18 protein-coding genes are annotated in these 20335 nt (G+C 72.1%); all 18 read left to right on the top strand.

The annotated features are described in order from the left end of the window. The first annotated feature begins 298 nt into the window (after positions 1 to 298). The 18 genes from OG622_RS00295 (at position 299) to OG622_RS00380 (ending at position 20176) form a co-directional block, all read left to right on the top strand. Positions 299 to 1534: an IS701 family transposase gene (locus OG622_RS00295; RefSeq protein WP_371572193.1), complete on the top strand. Its 1236-nt coding sequence runs from the start codon at positions 299 to 301 to the stop codon at positions 1532 to 1534. A gap of 251 nt (positions 1535 to 1785) precedes the next feature. Continuing rightward, on the top strand, positions 1786 to 3426 hold the full coding sequence (locus OG622_RS00300) for a carboxylesterase/lipase family protein (protein WP_371572194.1): 1641 nt from the start codon (positions 1786 to 1788) through the stop codon (positions 3424 to 3426). Between the two features lie 118 nt (positions 3427 to 3544). Next, positions 3545 to 4714 carry a 3-deoxy-7-phosphoheptulonate synthase gene (locus OG622_RS00305; RefSeq protein WP_371572195.1) on the top strand — a complete coding sequence of 390 codons (1170 nt, stop codon included), beginning with the start codon at positions 3545 to 3547 and terminating at the stop codon, positions 4712 to 4714. A gap of 53 nt (positions 4715 to 4767) precedes the next feature. Further along, positions 4768 to 5538: a 2,3-dihydro-2,3-dihydroxybenzoate dehydrogenase gene (locus OG622_RS00310; protein WP_371572196.1), complete on the top strand. Its 771-nt coding sequence runs from the start codon at positions 4768 to 4770 to the stop codon at positions 5536 to 5538. Between the two features lie 91 nt (positions 5539 to 5629). Continuing rightward, positions 5630 to 6253, top strand: coding sequence for an isochorismatase family protein (locus OG622_RS00315; protein WP_371572197.1), 624 nt, complete (start codon positions 5630 to 5632; stop codon positions 6251 to 6253). Then, a complete protein-coding gene (locus OG622_RS00320; protein ID WP_371572198.1) occupies positions 6250 to 8166 on the top strand; it encodes an anthranilate synthase family protein in 1917 nt (638 codons plus the stop codon). Before OG622_RS00315 ends, OG622_RS00320 begins: the two co-directional genes overlap by 4 nt. Positions 8167 to 8322: 156 nt before the next feature. Then, a complete protein-coding gene (locus tag OG622_RS00325; protein ID WP_371572199.1) occupies positions 8323 to 9378 on the top strand; it encodes a 3-oxoacyl-ACP synthase III family protein in 1056 nt (351 codons plus the stop codon). A 10-nt stretch (positions 9379 to 9388) separates the two neighbouring features. Beyond that, entirely contained in the window at positions 9389 to 10189 is an 801-nt protein-coding gene (locus tag OG622_RS00330) for an arylamine N-acetyltransferase (protein WP_371572200.1), read from the top strand. A gap of 6 nt (positions 10190 to 10195) precedes the next feature. Further along, entirely contained in the window at positions 10196 to 11794 is a 1599-nt protein-coding gene (locus OG622_RS00335) for an FAD-dependent oxidoreductase (RefSeq protein WP_371572201.1), read from the top strand. A 56-nt stretch (positions 11795 to 11850) separates the two neighbouring features. After that, on the top strand, positions 11851 to 12336 hold the full coding sequence (locus OG622_RS00340) for an Rrf2 family transcriptional regulator (protein WP_371572202.1): 486 nt from the start codon (positions 11851 to 11853) through the stop codon (positions 12334 to 12336). Between the two features lie 96 nt (positions 12337 to 12432). After that, complete coding sequence (locus OG622_RS00345) at positions 12433 to 13917, top strand: MFS transporter (RefSeq protein WP_371572204.1); 1485 nt, start codon at positions 12433 to 12435, stop codon at positions 13915 to 13917. 248 nt (positions 13918 to 14165) lie between these two features. Then, positions 14166 to 15314, top strand: a complete 1149-nt coding sequence (locus OG622_RS00350) for an MFS transporter (RefSeq protein ID WP_371572206.1) — start codon at positions 14166 to 14168, stop codon at positions 15312 to 15314. 104 nt (positions 15315 to 15418) lie between these two features. Then, positions 15419 to 16033 carry an NAD(P)H-dependent oxidoreductase gene (locus OG622_RS00355; RefSeq protein ID WP_371572208.1) on the top strand — a complete coding sequence of 205 codons (615 nt, stop codon included), beginning with the start codon at positions 15419 to 15421 and terminating at the stop codon, positions 16031 to 16033. 33 nt (positions 16034 to 16066) lie between these two features. Beyond that, positions 16067 to 16450 carry a DUF4440 domain-containing protein gene (locus OG622_RS00360; RefSeq protein ID WP_371572209.1) on the top strand — a complete coding sequence of 128 codons (384 nt, stop codon included), beginning with the start codon at positions 16067 to 16069 and terminating at the stop codon, positions 16448 to 16450. A gap of 217 nt (positions 16451 to 16667) precedes the next feature. Then, entirely contained in the window at positions 16668 to 17306 is a 639-nt protein-coding gene (locus OG622_RS00365) for an NAD(P)H-dependent oxidoreductase (RefSeq protein WP_371572211.1), read from the top strand. A 247-nt stretch (positions 17307 to 17553) separates the two neighbouring features. Beyond that, the gene (locus tag OG622_RS00370) at positions 17554 to 19224 is read left to right on the top strand and encodes a class I adenylate-forming enzyme family protein (RefSeq protein WP_371572213.1); all 1671 of its coding nucleotides are present in this window, start codon (positions 17554 to 17556) and stop codon (positions 19222 to 19224) included. 42 nt (positions 19225 to 19266) lie between these two features. Beyond that, positions 19267 to 19431, top strand: a complete 165-nt coding sequence (locus OG622_RS00375; RefSeq protein WP_371584462.1) for a hypothetical protein — start codon at positions 19267 to 19269, stop codon at positions 19429 to 19431. Between the two features lie 160 nt (positions 19432 to 19591). Beyond that, positions 19592 to 20176: an NADPH-dependent FMN reductase gene (locus OG622_RS00380; protein WP_371572215.1), complete on the top strand. Its 585-nt coding sequence runs from the start codon at positions 19592 to 19594 to the stop codon at positions 20174 to 20176. The last annotated feature ends 159 nt before the right edge of the window (positions 20177 to 20335 follow it).

Raw genomic sequence — 20335 nt, forward strand, 5'->3', positions numbered from 1 at the left:
CTCGCTGTGGCCCTGTTCCCCCGCACCTCCCCCGCACCGTCCGGCCGGGCGGTCACTGCCCGCCCCGTGCCGTTCCCCGCGTCCTGCCCGCCCGCGGCCGGGTCCTCGCAGAGCCCGTCGAAACGTCTTCGGCCTGCGCGTTTCCCCGGCCTTGGTCCCCCCTTGGACGCCTGATCACAGGCTGCCTCAGCAGGCAGTCGGGACCACACGAGTACGGCTGCCGCAGGCGCAACCGCACAGACGCGGGTCGCGGCCGGACCAACGGGGCCCGGTCGACCGAGTGGCGAGGTGGGATGGGATGCAGACCAGGCTGCACAGGAGCACCACGGACGGGGAGCTGTCCTACCCGGTGCGGGAAGCGACCCGGGACAGCGTGCTGCGGGAGCTGAGCACGGTGCTCTTCGGGTCCCTGCCGCGCAGCGACCAGCGGCGCAGGGGCATGGAGTACGTGCAGGGCCTGCTCGGTGTCGAGGGACGCAAGTCGATCCGGAACATCTCCTCGCTGTTCGGCGGGGAGGCGGCCGAGCAGAGCCTGCACCACTTCATCAGCGGCTCCACCTGGGACTGGGGCCCGGTCCGCCGTGCCCTGGCCCGGCATCTGGAGGAGGTCTCCCCCGCCCGCGCCTATCTGCTGCAGCCGATGGTGATACCCAAGGCCGGCGACAGTTCGGTGGGGGTGGACCGGCGCTTCTGCCCGCACCGCGGCCAGATCATGAACGCCCAGCAGGCCGTGGGGGTGTGGGCGGTCTCCGAGGAGCACAGCAGCCCGATCAACTGGCGCCTGCACCTGCCCGACACCTGGCTGGACGACAAGACCCGGCGCCGGCAGGCGGCGATCCCGGAGACGGTGCTGCCCGAGTCGATGGACCAGTGCTGTGTGGAGGCCTACCTCGGCATCACCCGGGACTGGGGCCTGCCGGTGCGCCCCGCGCTGATGGACGCCCGCCAGTCCGACGTGGCGGGCACGGTGCGCGGGCTGCAGAGCGCGGGTGCGCCGATGCTGTTACGGGTCAGTGCCAACCTGCGGCTGGCCGCCGCCGACGCGGGACTGCCCCGTGCCGCCGCCGACGCGGAGATGACGGCGCATCAGCTCATGCTGATGGCCCGGCCGCTGCGCCAGCCGGTCATCCAGCGCCGGCCCGGCCCGGGCGGTCGCACCGTGCACGCGGGCCTGACCGCGACGGTCCGTGTGCGGCTTCCGCGCCGCACCGCCCGCCGCCCGTCCTGGTGCCGTGACCTGGTGCTGTTCGGCGTCGGCGACAACGGCGGGCGCTGGCCGGCCGAACTGTGGCTGACCAACATCACCGACCTGCACCCCTCCCAGCTGCTGCGGCTGAGCAAGCTGCCCCAGCGGGTGAACCAGGACTTCGCCCAGATCGCCGAACGGGTGGGCATAAGAGACTATTCCGGCCGTTCCTTCAGCGGCTGGCACCGGCACGCCACCCTCGCCTCGGCCGCCCACGCCGTCGCGGTGCTGTCCGGCACGGCCGAGCCGGTGACCGAGGCCGCGGAGGTGACGCAGGCATCCGCGTAGCCATGCGCACAGGCATGCGCGCGGCCATGCACGCGGGCCTGTGCGTGAGCATGGAGAACGGCGCAGTGTACGGACGAGGACCTGGTCTGTCAGCCGTCCGCCCGCCCCCTGTGTCAGCTCGGCGGCCACCCGGCCCACCGAGCTGACGGACTGCGCAGGGCAGCTGACGGATTGTCCGAACGTCCTTTGGCGAGTTCTGAACCCCCGGCACACGATCTGCGGACAGCCCGTCCCCGTGCCGAGGAGTTCACATGACCGTCCAGCCGCAGGCCGCCGACGGGCGGAGAAAGGCGCACGCCGTCACCGCCGACGGCCCCCCGGCCCGCGCCGCGACCGGCTCCCGGGTCGTCGTGCGCACGTCGGCCGGGCCGGTGGCCGGTGAACGCGCCGGCCGGATCGCCGCCTTCCGCGGCATCCCCTACGCCAGGCCGCCGCTGGGCGAACTGCGCTTCGCCTCCCCCCGACCGCCCGTGCCCTGGCGCGAAGTGCGCGAGGCCGTGCGCTTCGCCGACGTCTCCTTCCAGAGCCGCATACCCAGCCGGCCGGTGCCGCCCCACAGTGAGGACTCGCTGTACGCCAACGTGTGGACGCCCAACACCGGCGGCAGCAGGCCCGTGATGGTGTACATCCACGGCGGCGGCTGGCAGGCCGGTGCGGGCAGCATGCCCGCCTACGACGGGGCCCGGCTGGCCGCCCGCGCGGACATGGTCGTGGTCACCTTCAACTACCGGCTCGGCGTCCTGGGGTTCGGCCTGCACGAGGACCTCACCGATCCGCTGAGCGGTGACTTCGCCAACTGGGGCCTGCAGGACCAGCAGGCGCTGCTGCGCTGGGTGCGCGCCAACGCGGCCGCCTTCGGCGGGGACCCGGACAACATCACCGTGTGCGGTACCTCCGCGGGCGGTGCCAGCGCCTGGCAGCTCGCCCTGCTGCCCGGCCTGCGCGGCCTGATCCGGCGCATCGTGTCGATCAGTCCCAGCCATGTCACGCCGCCGGCGACCTCGCTCACACCCGAGGACTCCCGCAGCGCCTACCGGGCCGTCGCCCGCCGGCTGGGCACCACCGTCGCCGGCCTGCGCGAGGTGCCGGCCGCCGCGCTCGCCGCGGCCTGGGAGGAGATCTTCGCGCCGCCTCCCGAGGACCGGATCGTCGCCAGCGGACGCTGGTACAGGGGGCCGGTCGTCGACGGTCGCACCATGCCCGGGCCCGACCACGCGCTGCCGGCTCCCGGCGTGCCCGTGCTGTCGATCCACACCAGCACCGAGGGCTCCTTCTACACCGGGCCCGCCTCCCCGCAGCCCCTGCCCGCGCCGCGGGACGCCGCCGCTCTGCGAGGGGCGGTGCGCGATGTGGTGCGGCTGGTGCGGCCGGAGGCGGGCGACGATCTCGCCGACGCGTGCATCCTCGCCTACCGGGATGCCGCGCGGGACGCCGCGCTGCCCGGCGATCCGCTGTCGCTGTGGACGGAGATCTGGGGTGACGCGCTGTTCAGGCACCAGATCGTCCGGTTCGCCGAGCGCCATGCCCGTGCGGGTGCCGGCCCGCTGTACGCCATGGAGTTCGCGCATCCGGCGCTGGCGCCGCACTTCGGCACCCCGCACGAGGCGACCTCACCGTTCATGTTCGGCACCCACCGACTCCCGCAGTTCGCGCCCGTTCTCGGTGCGGGCCCCGTGGAGAGGCTGCTGTCCGACATTTTCATGGACGCCGTGGCGGCCTTCGCCCGTACCTCTGTGCCCAGCACCCCGAACACTCCCGGCTGGCCGCCGTTCACTCCCGACGCGCCCAGCACCCTGGTCCTGGGCGGCCCTGGCATCGCCGAGGTCAGGCACACCCCCAAGCTCGCCCAGCTCGGGTTCTGGGACGCGGTGGGCTGGACGCCCGGTCTCTGACCCGGCCCGTCCGTGCCGTCCTGGCCGGGCCCTTGGGCCTTCTCCCCGATTCCGTACGCCGCGGCAGCCATGCCGCGTTTTTTTTCCCACCGTCCGTATTCCTTGTCTGGAGACATCCGTGGACTTTCCCCTGCTCGACCTCGAATGGAAGATCGCCCCTCAGCAGCCGGTCTGGGACGACCCGGCGCAGGTGAGCCGGGTCCGCTCGGATCTGGCGAGCCGGCCCGCGCTGGTACGCGCGGACGACGTCCGTGCCCTGCGCGGCCATCTGGCCCGGGTGGCGGCCGGCGAGGCCCTGGTGGTGCAGGCCGGGGACTGCGCCGAGGACCCCGACGAATGCACCGCCGAGCATGTCGCGCGCAAGGCGGCCGTGCTCGACCTGCTGGCCGGGGCGCTGCGGCTGGTCACCGGCAAGCCCGTGATCCGGGTGGGCCGCATCGCGGGACAGTTCGGCAAGCCGCGCTCGAAGCCGACCGAGCTGATCGGCGGCGTCGAACTGCCCGTCTACCGCGGTCACATGGTCAACAACCCCGAGCCCACCCCCGAGGGACGCCGCCCCGACCCGTTGCGGCTGCTGACCGGGTACATGGCGGCCGACGAGATCATGCACCACCTGAACTGGCACCGCGCCCGCGGCACGGACCTCATCGACCCCGCTGTCTGGACCAGCCATGAGGCGCTGCTGCTCGACTACGAGGTCCCCCTGCTGCGGCACGAGGCCGACGGGCTGGTGCTGTCCTCGACGCACTGGCCGTGGATCGGAGAGCGCACCCGGCAGCCCGAGGGCGCGCATGTCGCCCTGCTCACCGGCGTGGTCAACCCGGTGGCCTGCAAGGTCGGCCCGGGCATCACCCCGGAGGAACTGCTGGATCTGTGCCGGCGTCTGGACCCGCGGCGCGAGCCGGGACGGCTCACCCTCATCGCCCGCATGGGCGCCGACGCGGTGGCCGACGCCCTGCCTCCGCTGGTCGAGGCCGTACGCAGGGCGGGCCACCCGGTGATCTGGCTGACCGACCCGCTGCACGGCAACACCGTCACCACCCCGGGAGGGTTCAAGACCCGCTACGTGGAGGCGGCCGAGCGCGAGGTCGTCGCCTTCCACCACGCGGTGACCGCGGGCGGCGGCGTCGCCGGCGGCCTGCACCTGGAGACGACACCGGACGCGGTCATGGAGTGCGTCAGCGACGCGGGGGCGGCCGGCCTCGTCGGTGACGCCTACCAGAGCCTGTGCGACCCGCGGCTCAACGTCAGCCAGGGCATCTCCGTGGTGTCCGCCTGGCAGTCGTGAGCCGCCGCACCGAACAGCCCCTGCCCGCACGGCATGTGAAGGAGAGGCACGACATGGAGAACAGACTGGCGCTGGTCACCGGAGCCGCCGGCGGCATCGGCGCGGCCGTCGCCCGTGTCCTGGGTGAACAGGGCACCGCGGTGGCCGCGGTCGACCGCGATGCCGCCCTGCTGGGCGAGATGATCGAGAAACTGGGCGCGGACGGGCTGCCGGTGGCGCCGTTCCCGGCGGACGTGACCGACAGCCGGGCGGTGGAGGAGGTCGTCGCCGACATCGAGGCGCGCCTGGGTCCCATCGACTATCTCGTCAACGCGGCGGGGGTCCTGCGCCTGGGCGAGGTGAGCACCTTCAGCGACGACGACTGGAACAGCACCTTCGCCGTCAACACCACGGGTGTCTTCCATCTCTCGCGCGCCGTCGTGGCCCGGATGGTGCCGCGCGGCCGCGGGGCCGTGGTCACCGTGGCCTCCAACGCCGCCGCCACCCCCCGGACCGGCATGGCGGCGTACGCGGCGTCCAAGGCGGCGGCGGAGATGTTCACCAAGAGCCTGGGCCTGGAGGTGGCCCGGCACGGTATCCGCTGCAACATCGTCGCCCCCGGCTCCACCGACACCCCGATGCTCAGCTCCATGTGGCAGGACGACTCCGGTCCGCGGGCCACCGTCGCCGGGAACCTCGACGCCTTCCGTGTCGGCATCCCGCTGGGCAAGCTCGCCCAGCCGGGCGACGTCGCGCGGGCCGTCGCCTTCCTCCTGTCCGACCAGGCGTCCCACATCACCCTGCACACCCTGACCGTCGACGGCGGCGCGGCGCTCGGCGCCTAGCCCTGTACCGGAGCACGGAACCGCCCCGCCGCGGCCGCGTCATGCGGCGCGGCGGGCGGCACACCGTGCGGAGAAAGGAACCGAGACCACCATGGCCGGACTTCCGACCATCGAGTCGTACCCCCTGCCTTCCTCGTCACAGCTGCCGGCGAACACCGCACCGTGGAGCGTGGACCCGGCGCGCGCGGTGCTCCTCGTCCACGACATGCAGCGCTACTTCCTCGAGCCGTTTCCCGAGCCGCTGCGCAGCCAGGTCGTGGAGAACGCGGCCCATGTGCGTGAGCAGTGCGCCCGACTCGGCATCCCCGTCGCCTACACCGCCCAGCCCGGCGGCATGAGCGCCCAGCAGCGGGGCCTGCTCAAGGACTTCTGGGGGCCGGGCATGCGTCCCGCCCCGGCCGACCGTGCCGTGGTCGACGCCCTCGCCCCCGCAGAGGGGGACTGGCTGGTGACCAAGTGGCGCTACAGCGCCTTCCACCGCACCGACCTGCTCACCCGGATGCGTTTCCACGGGCGTGACCAGCTTCTGGTCTGCGGGGTCTACGCCCACGTCGGCGTGCTCATCACGGCCGTGGAGGCGTTCAGCCACGACATCGAGACGTTCGTGGTCGCCGACGCCGTCGCCGACTTCTCCGAGAGCCACCACCGGATGGCCCTGGAGTACGCGGCCGCGCGCTGCGCGGTCCTCACCACCGCCAAGGAGGCCCTGTCATGACCGGCGCCCGCCCCGAGGGGCCGCCGAAAGGCGCTCTGCTGGAGAAGATCCTCGGCCCCGAGCCCGGGCCGTTCGCTCTGCTGCACCGGCCCGAGGCGAACGGTCCCGGACTGGTCGACATCCTCGTCGGCGAGGTGTCGCACCCCAAAACCCTCTCCGACATCCCGCTGCCCGAGCCCGGCGGCGCGGACGGCCCCCGCCACGACGTGCTCGCCCTCGTGCCCTACCGGCAGATCACCGAGCGGGGTTTCGCCGCCCACGACGACGGCACTCCCCTGGTGGCCCTCAGCGTCACCCGGCAGGAGAGCGCCGGCCTGGGCACCGTGCTCGCACAGCTGCCCGAGGAGAGCATGCGCACCTCGGGCGGCCACTTCGACGTGGACGACGACGCCTACGCCGAGACCGTCCGCCGCGTCATCGCCGACGAGATCGGCACCGGCGAGGGCGCGAACTTCGTCATCAAGCGGACCTTCACCCTCGACATCGGCGACTACTCCCCGCGCAGCGCCCTGACCCTGTTCAAGCGGCTCCTGGAGCGCGAGAAGGGCGCGTACTGGACGTTCGTCGTGCACACCGGCACCCGCACCCTGGTCGGTGCCACACCCGAGCGGCACATCAGCGTGCAGGACGGCACGGCCGTGATGAACCCGATCTCCGGCACCTACCGCTACCCGGCCTCCGGCCCCACCCTGCCCGAGGTGATGGACTTCCTCGCCGACCGCAAGGAGACCGACGAGCTGTACATGGTGGTGGACGAGGAACTGAAGATGATGGCCCGGATCTGCCCGGACGGCGGCCGGGTGAGCGGTCCCTTCCTCAAGGAGATGGCCCGCCTGGCCCATACCGAGTACTTCATCGAAGGACGCACCGCCATCGACCCGCGGGAGGTCCTGCGCGAGACGATGTTCGCGCCGACGGTCACCGGTTCGCCGCTGGAGAGCGCCTGCCGGGTCATCGGCCGCTACGAGCCCAGCGGGCGCGGCTACTACAGCGGCGTGGTCGCCCTGATGGGCCGCGACGCGGCGGGCGGCTACGCCCTGGACTCCGCGATCTGTATCCGCACCGCCGACATCGACGCCGCCGGGCGGGTGCGCGTCGGTGTCGGAGCGACGCTGGTGCGCCACTCCGATCCGCTGTCGGAGGTGGCCGAGACCCGGGCCAAGGCCGCCGGGCTGCTCGCCGCGCTGGAGGGTCAGGGCCCGGCCCGGTTCGCCGCCCACCCCGAGGTGCGCAGGGCGCTGGAGCAGCGCAACGAGAGCATCGCCGGGTTCTGGCTCGCGGGCGGCCCGCCCGCCGCCGAGCAGCCGCTGCCGCCCGGGCTGCGGGTTCTCGTGGTCGACGCGGAGGACACCTTCACCTCGATGATCGGGCACCAGCTGCACTCCCTCGGGCTGCAGGTGACGGTGAAACGGTTCGACGAGCCCTACCGGCTCGCCGGCCACGATCTGGTGGTGATGGGCCCGGGCCCCGGCGACCCGGGCGATCTCTCCCACCCCAAGATCGCCCACCTGGACCGCACGATCACCAGACTGCTCGAGGAACAGCGGCCGTTCCTGGCGATCTGCCTCAGCCACCAGGTCCTCAGCCGCCGCCTGGGCCTGGACCTGCGGCGCAGAGCCGTCCCCAACCAGGGCGTCCAGCGTGACATCGATCTGTTCGGGCGGCGCGAACGGGTCGGCTTCTACAACACGTTCGCGGCCGTGAGCGGCGAGGACAAGACGGAGACGGACGCGGCCGGGGTCGTGGAGATCGCCCGGGACACGGGCAGCCTCGAGGTGCACGCGCTGCGCGGCGCGCGGTTCGCGTCGATGCAGTTCCATCCGGAGTCCGTGCTGACCCAGAACGGGGTCGGGATCACCGGCGACCTGGTGCGCCATCTCCTGGCCGGCTCCCGCCTGGCAGTGGCCGACTGACCCGGGTTCCCGGCGGCCGGCCGGCGCACCGGCCGGCCGCCATCTGACGTACTCCCCCCGCGACCTGACGGGTTCGGCGGCCGGGCTTTGCCCCCGGCCGGGCGCCCTGGGGACCATCTGCTGCGGGAGGACCGAACTCTCACGGAAGGATCACACATGATCACCACGGGTACGGCCCGCTCGACCCGCAGGCCCGCCGGCATCGCGATCCTGGGCACGGGTTCCTGTCTGCCCTCCCATGTGGTCGGCAACGACGAGGTCGCCGCCGCCGCCGGAGTCAGCGACGAATGGATCCACCGCAAGACCGGCATACGCAACAGGCGCCGGGCCAAAGCCGATGAGGCGACGTCCGACCTGGCCGTCGCCGCGGGCCGGGCCGCGCTGGAAGCCGCCGGCATCACCGCCGCGGACCTCTCGCTGATCATTGTCGCGACGTCGACGCCCGACTCGCCGCAGCCGCCCACCGCCTGTGTGGTGGCCGACGGCCTCGGCGCGGGCCACGGGCCCGCCGCCTTCGACGTCAACGCCGTCTGCAGCGGCTTCGTCTTCGCGCTGAACGCGGCCGCGAACATCCTCGCGGGCTCCGACTCCCCGTACGCGCTGGTCATCGGCGCGGACATCTACTCCCGCATCCTGGATCCCGCCGACCGGCGCACCGCCATCCTCTTCGGGGACGGAGCCGGAGCGGTGGTGCTGGGCCCGGCCCGGCCCGGCCGCGGTCTGCTGGCCGGGCAGCTGGCGGGGTTCGGCGCCGAACGCGACCTGATCGAGGTGCCGGCCGGCGGCAGCCGTCTGCCGGCGACCCCCCAGACCCTCGCCGAGGGTCTGCACTACTTCACCATGAACGGGCGCGGTGTGCGCGAGTTCGTCGACTCGACGGTCGCCCCGGCCATCGCAGCCTTCGTCGGCGACGCGGGCTTCCGCATCGGCGACCTCGACCACTTCGTGCCGCACCAGGCCAACGGGCGCATGCTCGAGGACCTTTCGGCCTCGCTCGGTGTCCCGGCCGGCCGCACACGGTTCAGCTACGAGGACTTCGGCAACACCGGAGCCGCCTCGATCCCGGTCACCCTCGACCTCGCGGCCCGCTCGGGACGGCTGAGCGACGGAAACCTCATCCTGCTGGCCGGTTTCGGCGGCGGCATGGCCATGGGCCTGTCGCTGCTGCGCTGGCAGCGCAACCACCCCTCACACAGCACCCCGCACGTCTAAGGAGACGGTGATGTTGGACGGCATCATGGACGACTATCTGCGCCGGATCGAAGCGGACCGGCCGCACCGCGCCGACCTGGCAGGGCTCCGCCACCTGATGGAGCGCCATATCCTGTCGGTCCCCTTCGAGAACCTCGACTACCACCTCGGGGAAGACATCTTCATGGACGAACGCGTCCTGGAGAAGATCGTCCGCAGGAAGCGGGGCGGCGGCTGCTACGAAGTCAACCCCGCCCTGGCGTTCCTGCTGACGTCGCTGGGCTACGAACTCGACATCCTGCCGGGCTGGGTGCACCGCCCCGACGGGCTCGGCCCCTTCCTGGGGCACCTGGCGCTCCGGGTCAGGGCCGACAGCCAGGACTGGCTGGTCGACGTCGGCTTCGGCCGCAACAGCCGCTTCCCGCTGAACCTGGCCTCCCGCGAGGTGCAGCACGACCCGCACGGCGACTACCAGCTGCACGACGCCGGCGAGGGCGCCGTCGACGTGTACCTCGGCGGCAAGCCCCTGTACCGGGTCGCGGACCGGCCGGTGCAGATCGCCGACTTCGCCCCGACCCTGTGGTGGTACCGCACCTCGCCCGACTCCTCGTTCCTGCAGGGCCTGTTCTGCTCCATCCGCACCCCCGACGGCCTGGTCACGCTCAAGGGCAACAGCCAGATCAGCATGGTCGCGGGCGCGGAGCGCTCCAAGCACACCCTCGAAGGCGAGAGCGAGGCGCTCGAGGCCTACGAGAAGTTCTTCGGCATCCACCTGGACCGGCTGCCCGACCGGCCCGCCGGAGGCGTCACCGCCGGCGTGCGGACGGACTGAAAAGCGATGAGCGAGATCACCACCGGGCCGCCCGACATCGACGTACTCGTCGTCGGCGGCGGACCCACCGGCCTGCTGACCGCCGTGGAACTGCTGCGCCGCGGCATACGGGTGCGGGTCATCGACCGTGCCGAGGCCGCATCGATGACACCGAAGGCACTGTCGGTGTGGCCCCGCGCCCTGGACATCCTCCAGGACGCCGGGCTCGCCGGCGCCGTCCACCGCGAGTCCCTGCGCATCAACCGGCTCAGTTACTTCTCCGAGCGTGAACCGCTCGCCTCCTTCCCCCTCGACGAGGACACCGCCTGCCGGGTGCTGCCGCAGCACGTGACCGAGCGCCTGCTCGCCGAGCGGCTGGCCGAACTCGGCGGCAAGGTGGAGCGCGGGGTGCGGCTGCTGGCCCTGGAAGGCGTGGACTTCTCCGGCGACCTCGCCGCCACCGACGGCGTCACGGCCGTCGTGGAGCTGGCCGACGGCAGCGTCAGCCGCATCCGGGCGCCCTACGTGGTCGGCGCCGACGGGGCCGGCAGCGCGGTCCGCGGCCAGCTCGGCGTCGGCTTTTCGGGCAGTACCTACGAGATGGCGTTCGCGCTCGTCGACGCGCGGACCGAGGGGGACCTTCCGCCCGACGAGTGCCTGTTCTACCAGGCGGCCGGCGGGGCCCTGGTGGTGGTGCCGATGCCCGGCGGCGTCCACCGCTTCCTGTCCGTCATGCCCAAGGGCCGGCGTGAGGTCTCCCTGGAGCTGATGCAGGAGATCCTCGACGAGCGGGGGCCCCGCGGGGTGCGGCTGACCGAGGCGGTGTGGCAGGCCGTCTTCCGCGTGCACGCCCGTCACGCCTCCGACTTCAGCGTGGGGCGCGTCTTCCTGGCCGGCGACGCCGCGCACGTGCACAGCCCGGCCGGCGGCCAGGGCATGAACAACGGCCTGCAGGACGCCCAGAACCTCGGCTGGAAGCTGGCCGCCGTCATCCGCGGCACCTCACCCGCCGCTCTGCTCGCCAGTTACGGCACCGAGCGTTCCGAGGCCACCCGCCAGATCGTGCGCGACACCGACCTGCAGACCCGCGCCTGGGTGGCCCGCAGCCCGGCCAAGGTCCTCGCCCGGGACACCGTCTTCAAACTGTTCGACCGCAGCGGTGTGGTGTCGCGGTACTACACGCCGGTGATGGCCGGACGGCGTCTGGCCTACCCGCCGGCGCGTGACACCCAGCGGCCCTCCGGGCCGGCCGGCTGCCGGGTCCTGGGCCGGATACCGGGCGGACCGAAACAGGGCGCGGTCTTCCCGCGCCGCGCCGCCCTCGCCCACGGCATCAGCGGCCCCGGCACCGACCCCCACGCCTGGACCCTGGTCCTCGCCCCGCCCTCGGACACCTGGCGCACCGAGGCCGGGCACATCAGCGCCCGCTACGGACAGCTGCTGCGCACGGTGGTGCTGCGCCGCCCGGAGAGCGCCCCGGCCACCGGCTGCCGCCGTGCGGGCTACTGGCTGGTGCGGCCGGACGGACACATCGCCGCGCACGGCCACACGGCGGACCTGGGCCGTCTGGAGGCCGAGCTGAAAGCGTCCCTGACAGCCCGGGCGGCCACGCCGGAGGCGACCTGACATTAAAAGAAGCGTGGCCTTCACCGCGGACATCGTCGATGCGTAATGTCCAGGACATGAAGCTGAGAGAGGGCGTGGAATGGGCGGTGCACTGCTGCATCAACCTGTCCTGGCTCTCTCCTGACAAGGTGGTGCCGGCGGCCAGACTCGCAGCGTTCCACGATCTGCCGCCGGCCTACCTGAACAAGCAGATGAACGCGCTGGGACGAGCCGGCATCGTCTCGTCCCGGTCCGGCCCCCGCGGCGGATACCGGCTCGGCCGGGAGCCGGACGGCATCAGCCTGATGGACGTGGCCACGGCCATCGACGGTGCGGCACAGGCCTTCGTGTGCACGGGAATACGCCACAACGGCCCGGCCGGCCAGATTGCCGGCACGGCCGGACACCGCACCCCGTGCACCGTGGCCCAGGCCTTCGCCGGCGCGGAACTGGCCTGGCGGCACCGGCTCGCGGGCCGGACGATCGCCGAACTGGCGGACACCGTGCGCCGGATGGACCCCGCAGCACCACACCACGTACGCAACTGGTTCGACCAGGACTGAGCGCACCCCCCGCACCACGCGCCGGGCTGTCCGTTCCCGGTGCGGCGCCCCCGCGCGCCCCCCTCTCTTTTCCGACCCGTAGTGAAAGGCACAGTCATGCCGTCTTCGGCCACAGGCGCCGTCCTCGAGGCACCACGCCGGCGCACCGGACTCCTCCTGGCTCTGCTGGCGTTCGCCCAGCTGATCATCTCCATCGACTACAACATCGTGTACGTCGCGCTCCCCGAGATCGGTGACGCTCTCGGGTTCACCTCCCAGACCCTGCAGTGGGTGATCAGCGCCTACGCGGTCGCCTTCGGCGGGTTCCTGCTGCTCGGCGGCCGGGCCTGCGACCTGTGGGGGCCGCGCCGTATCTTCGTCCTCGGGCTGGCCCTGTACGGGGTGTCCTCGCTGGCCGGCGGCCTGGCCACCGAGCCTGCCGTGCTGATGGCGGCCCGGGCGGTGCAGGGCATCGGCGGCGCGTTCCTCTTCCCCGCGACGCTGACGCTGGTGTCCACCAAGTTCGCCGAGGGCAAGGAGCGCAACCGCGCCTTCGCCGTGTGGGGCACGGCCGGCGGTTCCGGCATGATCCTGGGCTCGCTGCTGGGCGGTGTGCTGACCGAGGCGTTCGGCTGGGAGTCCGTCTTCTACGTCAACGTTCCCCTCGCCGTCATCGCCATCCTGTTCGCCTTCCCGCTGATCTCCCGCGACACCCTGAGCAGCTCGGGCCGCTCCTTCGACCTGGCCGGCGCGCTCACCGCCACCGTCGGCACCACCTCCGTCGTCTTCGCCCTGGTGCAGGGCCCGGAGTCGGGCTGGGGCTCGTCGGTCATCGTCGGCGCGCTCGTGCTGGGCGCCGCGCTGCTGGCCGCGTTCTTCGTCATCGAGAAGAACAGCAAGGACCCGCTGATGCCGCTGCGGCTGTTCGGCAACCGGAACCTGAGCACCGGCGCGGCGGTCACCTTCTTCTACATGGCGACCTTCGGCTCCCTGCTGTACTTCCTGACCGTCTACTTCCAGGGCGTGCACGGCTACAACGCGCTGGAGACGGGGCTGGCGTTCCTGGTGCCCATGGTCGCCATCTCCATCGGCGCGCAGAGCGCCGGCCGTCTGGCCACGAAGTTCGGTCTGCGCGCCATCATGATCGCCAGCCTGCTGGTGGGTCTGGTCGGCACGGTGATCGTCGGCCTGACCCTGGCGACCGACGGCTCCTACGTCTCCCTGATCCCCGGCATGGTCGTCCTGGGCCTGGGCCAGGGCGCCGGCTACACCCTGATGTTCGGCGCCGCCACGGTCGGTGTGGACCCGATGGAGCAGGGCATCGCCTCCGGTATGGCCTCCACCACGCAGCAGATCGGCGGTGCGGTCGGTCTCGCCGTCCTGGTCGCCGTCGCCAACTCCGGTCTGGAAGGCCTGCAGGGCGAGGCGCTGCGCGCGGCCACCAACGACGGTCTGCGCACCGCGGTGTTCATCGCCGCGGTCGGTATCGCGCTGACCGCGCTGATCTCCCTGGGCCTGCAGAAGCCGGCCAAGGGGCGGGCCGTGGCCGGAGGTTCGGCCGCGACCGCCGCGAGCGAGGAGCCGCAGACCGCTCAGGTGTGACCCCGCTGCCCCGGCGCACCCCACCGGGTGCGCCGGACGCCGTCCCCTCGCCCCGTTCGTTCCCCCGCGGGTGCGGGGGTTCGGCGTTTTCCGCAGGGCCGTCTCCTGCCGGGCGCGGGGGACTTGACGCATAGCGGGCCGTTCGATTGCCGGGCCGGTGACACCCCCCGCAGGATCGGTGTATGTCGAAATTATCGGTTGCCGAAGCGCCTTCGGCGACGTCACGGACAGCACCGTTCGCCGCGACCGTGACGACCGTGTCCCTCATGGGCGTGCTCGTGGTCGGCCAGATGTACGTCACCATTCCGCTCATGCCCGAACTCGCCGCCGCCTGGGGCGTGCGGACGGAGTCGGCGGCGCTGTCGACGACGGCGTTCGCCTTCGCCCACGCGGCGGGCTCGCTCGTCAGCGGCCCGCTGGCCACCCGCTGGGGACGGCGCACCGTCATGGTCATGAGCGTCCTGGCCATGACCGTCGTCACCGCCCTGCTGCCGCTGGTGACGTCCCTGGGCACCGGAGTCGCCCTGCGCGCCCTGCAGGGGCTGTTCGCGGGCTCGTTCATCCCCATGTCGTACGCGTATCTGCATGCCCGCATGGCCCCGCACCGGGTCTCCCTGGCCCTGACCGTGGTCTCCGCCTGTATGGGCGCCACCGTGGTGATCGGCCAGGCCGAGGCCCAGCTCGTGGCGTCGCTGCTCGGCTGGAAATGGGTGTTCTGGGGGACCGTGCCCCTGCTGCTGGCCGGTGCCGCCGTGTCCTGGCGTGTGCTGCTGCCCGGGGAGCGCGGGGACGCGGGCACCACGGACACAGGCACAGGCACAGGCACGAGTACGGGGTCGGGGTCGGGTCTGCGGAGCGTCCTCGGCGGCCGGATGATCACGCTGTACCTGGTCATCATGGTCGGCGCGGCGAGCCTGACCGCCGCCTACACCGGTGTCCAGCTGCACGGTCCCGCGGGCATGGCCGACGACGGCCCGGCCCTGCTGGCGCTGCGCGCCAGCGCCCTGCCGGCGCTGCTGATCGCCGTGCTGCTCGCCCCCGCCCTGAGCCGGCTCTCCGCACCGCGCCGTGCGGGCGGGGCCCTGGTGGTCACCACCGCCGCGATGCTGGCCGCGGCGGGCGGCGCCGACAGCGCCCTCGCCCTGGGGGCCGCCCTGTTCGCGTTCATGGCGGGGTTCTCCACGCTCGGTCCGGCACTCATCCAGAGCGTCGGCGCCCGGGCCGGGGCCGCTCAGACCACCGCGATCGCGGTGTACGGCTTCACCCTCAACGTCGGGGCCGGCGCCGGCGCCCAGCTCGCCGTCGGCTTCTCGGACTTCTCCTCGCTGGCACTGTTCCTGGCCGCGGCTCTGGCGGTCGCCACCGCCGGTGTCCTGCGCGCCGCCCGCACGACCTGACGCACTCGCGGACGCTTCGTTGCCGCCGTGCCGGGCGGCGGACCACGATGCCGAACGTCCCCGCACGCCACCCGAGTCACCGGTACGCCCAGGGAGCCACCCACATGACCAACGTCGCCGTCATCTACTACTCGTCCACCGGTTCCACCTACCGGCTCGCCCGGGCCGCGGCCGACGCCGCCGCCGAACAGGGCGCCGAGGTACGGCTGCGCCGGGTGCCGGAGACCGCCGCCACGGGACGGCCCGGCTCCGACGAGCACGCGGCCGACGCCCTGGAGATACCCGAGGCGTCCGTGGACGATCTGAAGTGGGCCGACGCCGTGCTGCTCGGCACACCCGTCCACTTCGGCCTCGCCGCGCCGCAGCTGATGCAGTTCATCAACACCACCTCGTCGCTGTCGATCCACGGCGGCCTGCTGCACAAGGCCGTCTCCGCCTTCGCCTCCGGCTCCGCCGAGCACGGCGGCCAGGTGACCGCGATCCTCGCGCTGCACAACGCCGTCTGCCACTGGGGATCGGTCATCGTCGCCACCGGCTCCGCCGATCCGGTGCTGTACGAGAAGAACAACGGCAACCCGTACGGCGCGAGCACCGTCGCCGGCAACCGCATCGGTTTCATCCACGACGAGAACGTCGGCGCCATCGCCTACCAGACCCGCCGCACCATCCATGTCGCGGCGGCCCTGAAGGCCGCCGCACCTGTCCGGGCCGCCGCCTGACGACCACCTGATGAGAACGCTTGAGGAGAGAACATGGCAGTCAGCGACCCGGCCACGCTGCCCCAGACCTTTGTCGAGGCCTTCAACGCCAAGGACCTCGCCGCCATCGACCGGCTCTTCGAACCCGGGGCGGTCCGTGTGCTGCGGCCGGGCGTGGTGGTCAGCGGTGACGGCCGCCGGCAGGCGACCAGCAGCTTTCTGGCCCTGGGCGTCCCGATCGAGATCAGCCTGCGGCACACCTACGTCTACGACGACACGGCCCTGCTGATCGGCGACTTCGTCATCGACGGCGCCGGCCCGGACGGCGAGCGGGTGCACATCGAGGGCACCGCCACCGACGTCGCCCGCCGCGGCCCGGACGGACTGTGGCGCTACATCATCGACAACCCGCCCGGCGTGGAGACGGGCGGCAGCTGAACCCCCGCCCCCCGCCTGCGGACTGCGGACTGCGGACTGCGGACTGCGGACTGCGGACTGCGGACTGCGGGAAGAGAACCGCGCCGGGAGGGGGACGGTACCTGACGGACTATGGGAAAGAAATCGCTGCCCGGCCGGGCCCCGCGACACGATGGGGCATGCACCGGCAGCCGGAAGGACGGCGCGGGCACGAATCCGATGAGGGAGCAGTACGTCCATGACCAATGTCGCCATCGTTTATTACTCGGCCACCGGAAACATCCACAAGCTGGCTGTCGCCGCTGCCGAGGCGGCGGAGAAGGCGGGTGCCGACGTGCGGCTGCGCCGGGTCGCGGAGATCACCGGTGAACCGCTCGCACCCAACTACAAGGAATGGAGCCAGGCGAACACCGAGCACGTCGCCGCCAGCCGGGACGTCGCGGTGGCCGAGATCGGTGACCTGGACTGGGCCGACGCCGTCGTCTGGGGCACTCCGGGCCGCTACGGCCTGCTCGCCGGCCCGCTCAAGCACTTCATCGACCAGACCTTCGAACTGCACGCCCGGCGCGGGCTGATGAACAAGGCGATGTCCGCCTTCACCTCGACGGGCACCCAGCACGGCGGCCAGGAGTCCACCCTGCTGTCCCTGAGCAACGTCTTCTACCACTGGGGGGCCGTGATCGTGCCGCCCGGCGTGACCGACGACATCCTGCTCGCACCGAGCAACGGCAACCCCTACGGGGTCAGCGCCACTTCGGGCCTGCAGGCCATTCCCGGCCACCTCGCGCAGAACGTCACCGACGACAACCTCGCCGCCGTCGGCTACCAGACCGTACGCACCATGAAGGTGGCCGAGGCACTCAGGCAGTCGCTGTAGGAGGACTGCCGCGGCAAGAAGACTGCCGAAGAGACGCCGAAGAGGCCGGACCGTGCACCGCACGGTCCGGCCTCTTCCCCATTCCCCATTCCCCACCCCCCCTCTTTCCTTCTTCCCGTTATTGCTTCCGGGCGGATTCACGAGATGACGCATTCACGGGATTTCTCTGTTCCGCGGCAATGCCGTGTGCGAGGTTTTCGGGGGGAGTTCTTATTCCGTGTTTCGGTTCACCAGAGGAAGAGTCCTTATGTTCAAGGTTCCGAAGAGCAAGAAGTTCCTCTACCTCGGGGTCGTCTCCGAGCGCGCCGCCGAGAAGTTCGGCACCACCCCGATCTCACTCGACCACGACCTCGCGGCCTTCCCCTCGGCGGGGCAGAAACTGACCGTCGCGGAGTTCGCCGGGCATGTGGCCGAGACGGCCAACCGGCTGTGGGCCGCCGGTGTGCGGCCCAGCGAGCACGTGGCCGTGTACAAGACGTCGAACTTCGACATCACCGTGCTGGCGTGCGGCGCGGCCCGGATCGGCGCGGTGCCGGTCATGCTCTCCCCGCACCTGGACGGGGAGAGCATCGGCAAGCTCCTCCAGCGCCTGGAGCGGCCCACGGTGCTGACCGACGAGGCGAAGCTGACCGGTGAGCTGGCCGGCCTGCCGCTGGCCGACCTGACCGCGCGGGTCATCACCACCACGGGCTCCCACCCCGGCGCCGTCTCCTTCGCCTCCCTGGCGGGCGCTGCCGAGCGCCGTCCGGTGCTGCTCGGCCCCGACCAGCCGGCGCTGATGACCCACACGTCGGGGACGACCGGCATTCCCAAGCTGGTGGTGCACTCGGCGCGTTCACTGGGCGCCCGCGGCAACTGGCAGGACAAGGTCGTCTCCTTCATCCGCAAGCGGGAGACGGTGGCCATGCACGTGTCGTACGTGCATTCGCGGATGTATCTGGGGCTGGCCGTGCTGCAGATGCGCGGGATGCCGATGGTGTTCATGAACGACGCCAGCCCGGCGCACGTGGCCGACATCCTGGTCAGGCACCGTCCGGGTGTCCTGGAGACCCACCCCAACTCGTTCCTGGAGTGGGAGGAGATGCTGGACGACCCGCGCCGGCCCGTCTCCAACGTCAAGTACTTCAACAGCACCTTCGACGCGATCCACCCGAGCACGATGCACAAGTTCCTGCACGCCTCGGACCGGCGCAGCCCGGTGTTCCTCCAGGTGTACGGGCAGAGCGAGTGCGGTCCGCTGGCCGCCCGCACCTACCGGCGCCGCAACGCGCTGAAGGCGGACGGCCGCTGCCAGGGCTACCCCACGCCCGGCATGACCAAGTACCGGCTGGTGTCCCGGGGCGGCACTCCCTCCAAGGAGACCCCCGGCTACATCGACGTGGCCACCGCGGGGCGGGCGCTGACGTACTACGGCGAGCAGGAGCGCTTCGAGCAGCAGGTCATCGGCGAGTGGTGGCGCGGCGGCGATGTCGGTTACCGCACCAGGTGGGGCTGTCTGCACCTGCTCGACCGCGAGGTCGACGTCATCGAGGGGATCGACTCCACCCTGGAGGTCGAGGACGCGGTGCTGCACCGGCTGGAGGAGCTGACCGAACTCGTCGTCGTGCCGGGCCCCGACAAGCGTCCCGTGCCGGTGGTGTGCACCCGCGGCGATGTACCGCTGGACCTGGAGCGCTGGCAGGCGGCCGTCGCCGACCAGCCCGCCCTGGGCGCGCCCGTCCAGCGCCGTCTCGCCGACCTGCCGCGCACCGCCACCGCGAAGATCCGGCGGCTGGAGCTGGCCCGGCAGCTCGCCGAGAGCCTCACGGCGGCCAAGGACGCCGGCGCGGACCGGGAAGGCTCCGCGAGGACCGAGCAGGCGGCCACGGCGGGCGGGCAGGGCAGGGCGGCGGTCCGCTCCGAGACCGCCGCCTGCTGACCAAACCGGCCGACGAGCCGGCCAAGGGAAGGGAGAACACCGGTGATTGCGCATCAGGTGTACCGGGAGGCGACGCGGGAGAGCCGGGGCTGCCCGGCGTCGGGGAACCCGGGCTTCTTGGAGGTGTGGGCGAGATGCGCCCCGATCCGCCTGGCCGGGTACGAGGACGACCTGGCCGAACCGCACATACTGCAGGGCATCGACTGACCCCGACCGACCGTGAGCTGCCGGGCCCGCCCCCTATTTTTCTTCCGGGCGGAGCCGGCAGCTCACGCGTGTCTCATCGGTTTCTTCGATACCACTTGGAAACCCGCATGCGGGTTTGTTCTTCTGTGGGGAGAGGACTGACCGTAGTGAAAGGGCTGACATGCCTAGTGACCGCATCCGCGTGGCCGTGATCCTGTCGAGCGTGCGCAAGGGCCGTTTCGGCCCCACGATCGCGAACTGGTTCGTCGGCACCGCCGGCCAGCGTGACGACATCGAGGTGGACCTGGTCGACCTGGCGGACTTCCCGCTGCCCACCGCTCTGAGCGACGAGCCGGCACCGGAGGTCGCCGAACTGCTCGCCGCGTTCTCGGCCCGGCTGTCGGCGGCGGACGGCTTCGTCGTGGTGACGCCGGAGTACAACCACAGTTTCCCCGCCGCCCTGAAGGCCGCCCTGGACTGGACCCAGCACGAGTGGCACGCCAAGCCGGTCGGTTTCGTCGGCTACGGCGGCCTGGCCGGCGGTCTGCGGGCCGTCCAGCAGCTGCGCCACATCGTCAACGAGCTGCACGCGGTCCCCGTCCGCGACGCCGTCAGCTTCCACGGGCCGTGGGGGCAGTTCGACACCGACGGCAACCTCATCGATCCGGCCGGCGCGGAAGCGGCCGCCAAGGTCCTGTGGGACAAGCTGAGCTGGTGGGCGGTGGCCACCAAGGAGGCCAGGGCGCGCCTGCCCTACGACAGCTGACCTTCCCCACGCACCCGGCCGCGGGCCGAACCCCTCATCCCCGGGTGACGCCCCCGCCCCGGCCCCACCCTTTGGCCGGGGCCCCGCCCGAAAGCCCCCGGGCCGCGAGCGGCGCCCACCCCCTGCGCCGCTCGCCGAAGACCCTGGCGGGCCGTCCGG

Source organism: Streptomyces sp. NBC_01314, assembly GCF_041435215.1.
Lineage (GTDB): Bacteria > Actinomycetota > Actinomycetes > Streptomycetales > Streptomycetaceae > Streptomyces.

Coding starts and splice junctions, on each gene's coding strand:
- OG622_RS00380 (WP_371572215.1), top strand. CDS start 19,592: ATGCCTAGTGACCGCATCCGCGTGGCCGTGATCCTGTCGAGCGTGCGC.
- OG622_RS00330 (WP_371572200.1), top strand. CDS start 9,389: ATGTTGGACGGCATCATGGACGACTATCTGCGCCGGATCGAAGCGGAC.
- OG622_RS00310 (WP_371572196.1), top strand. CDS start 4,768: ATGGAGAACAGACTGGCGCTGGTCACCGGAGCCGCCGGCGGCATCGGC.
- OG622_RS00335 (WP_371572201.1), top strand. CDS start 10,196: ATGAGCGAGATCACCACCGGGCCGCCCGACATCGACGTACTCGTCGTC.
- OG622_RS00355 (WP_371572208.1), top strand. CDS start 15,419: ATGACCAACGTCGCCGTCATCTACTACTCGTCCACCGGTTCCACCTAC.
- OG622_RS00320 (WP_371572198.1), top strand. CDS start 6,250: ATGACCGGCGCCCGCCCCGAGGGGCCGCCGAAAGGCGCTCTGCTGGAG.
- OG622_RS00340 (WP_371572202.1), top strand. CDS start 11,851: ATGAAGCTGAGAGAGGGCGTGGAATGGGCGGTGCACTGCTGCATCAAC.
- OG622_RS00345 (WP_371572204.1), top strand. CDS start 12,433: ATGCCGTCTTCGGCCACAGGCGCCGTCCTCGAGGCACCACGCCGGCGC.
- OG622_RS00295 (WP_371572193.1), top strand. CDS start 299: ATGCAGACCAGGCTGCACAGGAGCACCACGGACGGGGAGCTGTCCTAC.
- OG622_RS00370 (WP_371572213.1), top strand. CDS start 17,554: ATGTTCAAGGTTCCGAAGAGCAAGAAGTTCCTCTACCTCGGGGTCGTC.
- OG622_RS00365 (WP_371572211.1), top strand. CDS start 16,668: ATGACCAATGTCGCCATCGTTTATTACTCGGCCACCGGAAACATCCAC.
- OG622_RS00325 (WP_371572199.1), top strand. CDS start 8,323: ATGATCACCACGGGTACGGCCCGCTCGACCCGCAGGCCCGCCGGCATC.
- OG622_RS00315 (WP_371572197.1), top strand. CDS start 5,630: ATGGCCGGACTTCCGACCATCGAGTCGTACCCCCTGCCTTCCTCGTCA.
- OG622_RS00360 (WP_371572209.1), top strand. CDS start 16,067: ATGGCAGTCAGCGACCCGGCCACGCTGCCCCAGACCTTTGTCGAGGCC.
- OG622_RS00300 (WP_371572194.1), top strand. CDS start 1,786: ATGACCGTCCAGCCGCAGGCCGCCGACGGGCGGAGAAAGGCGCACGCC.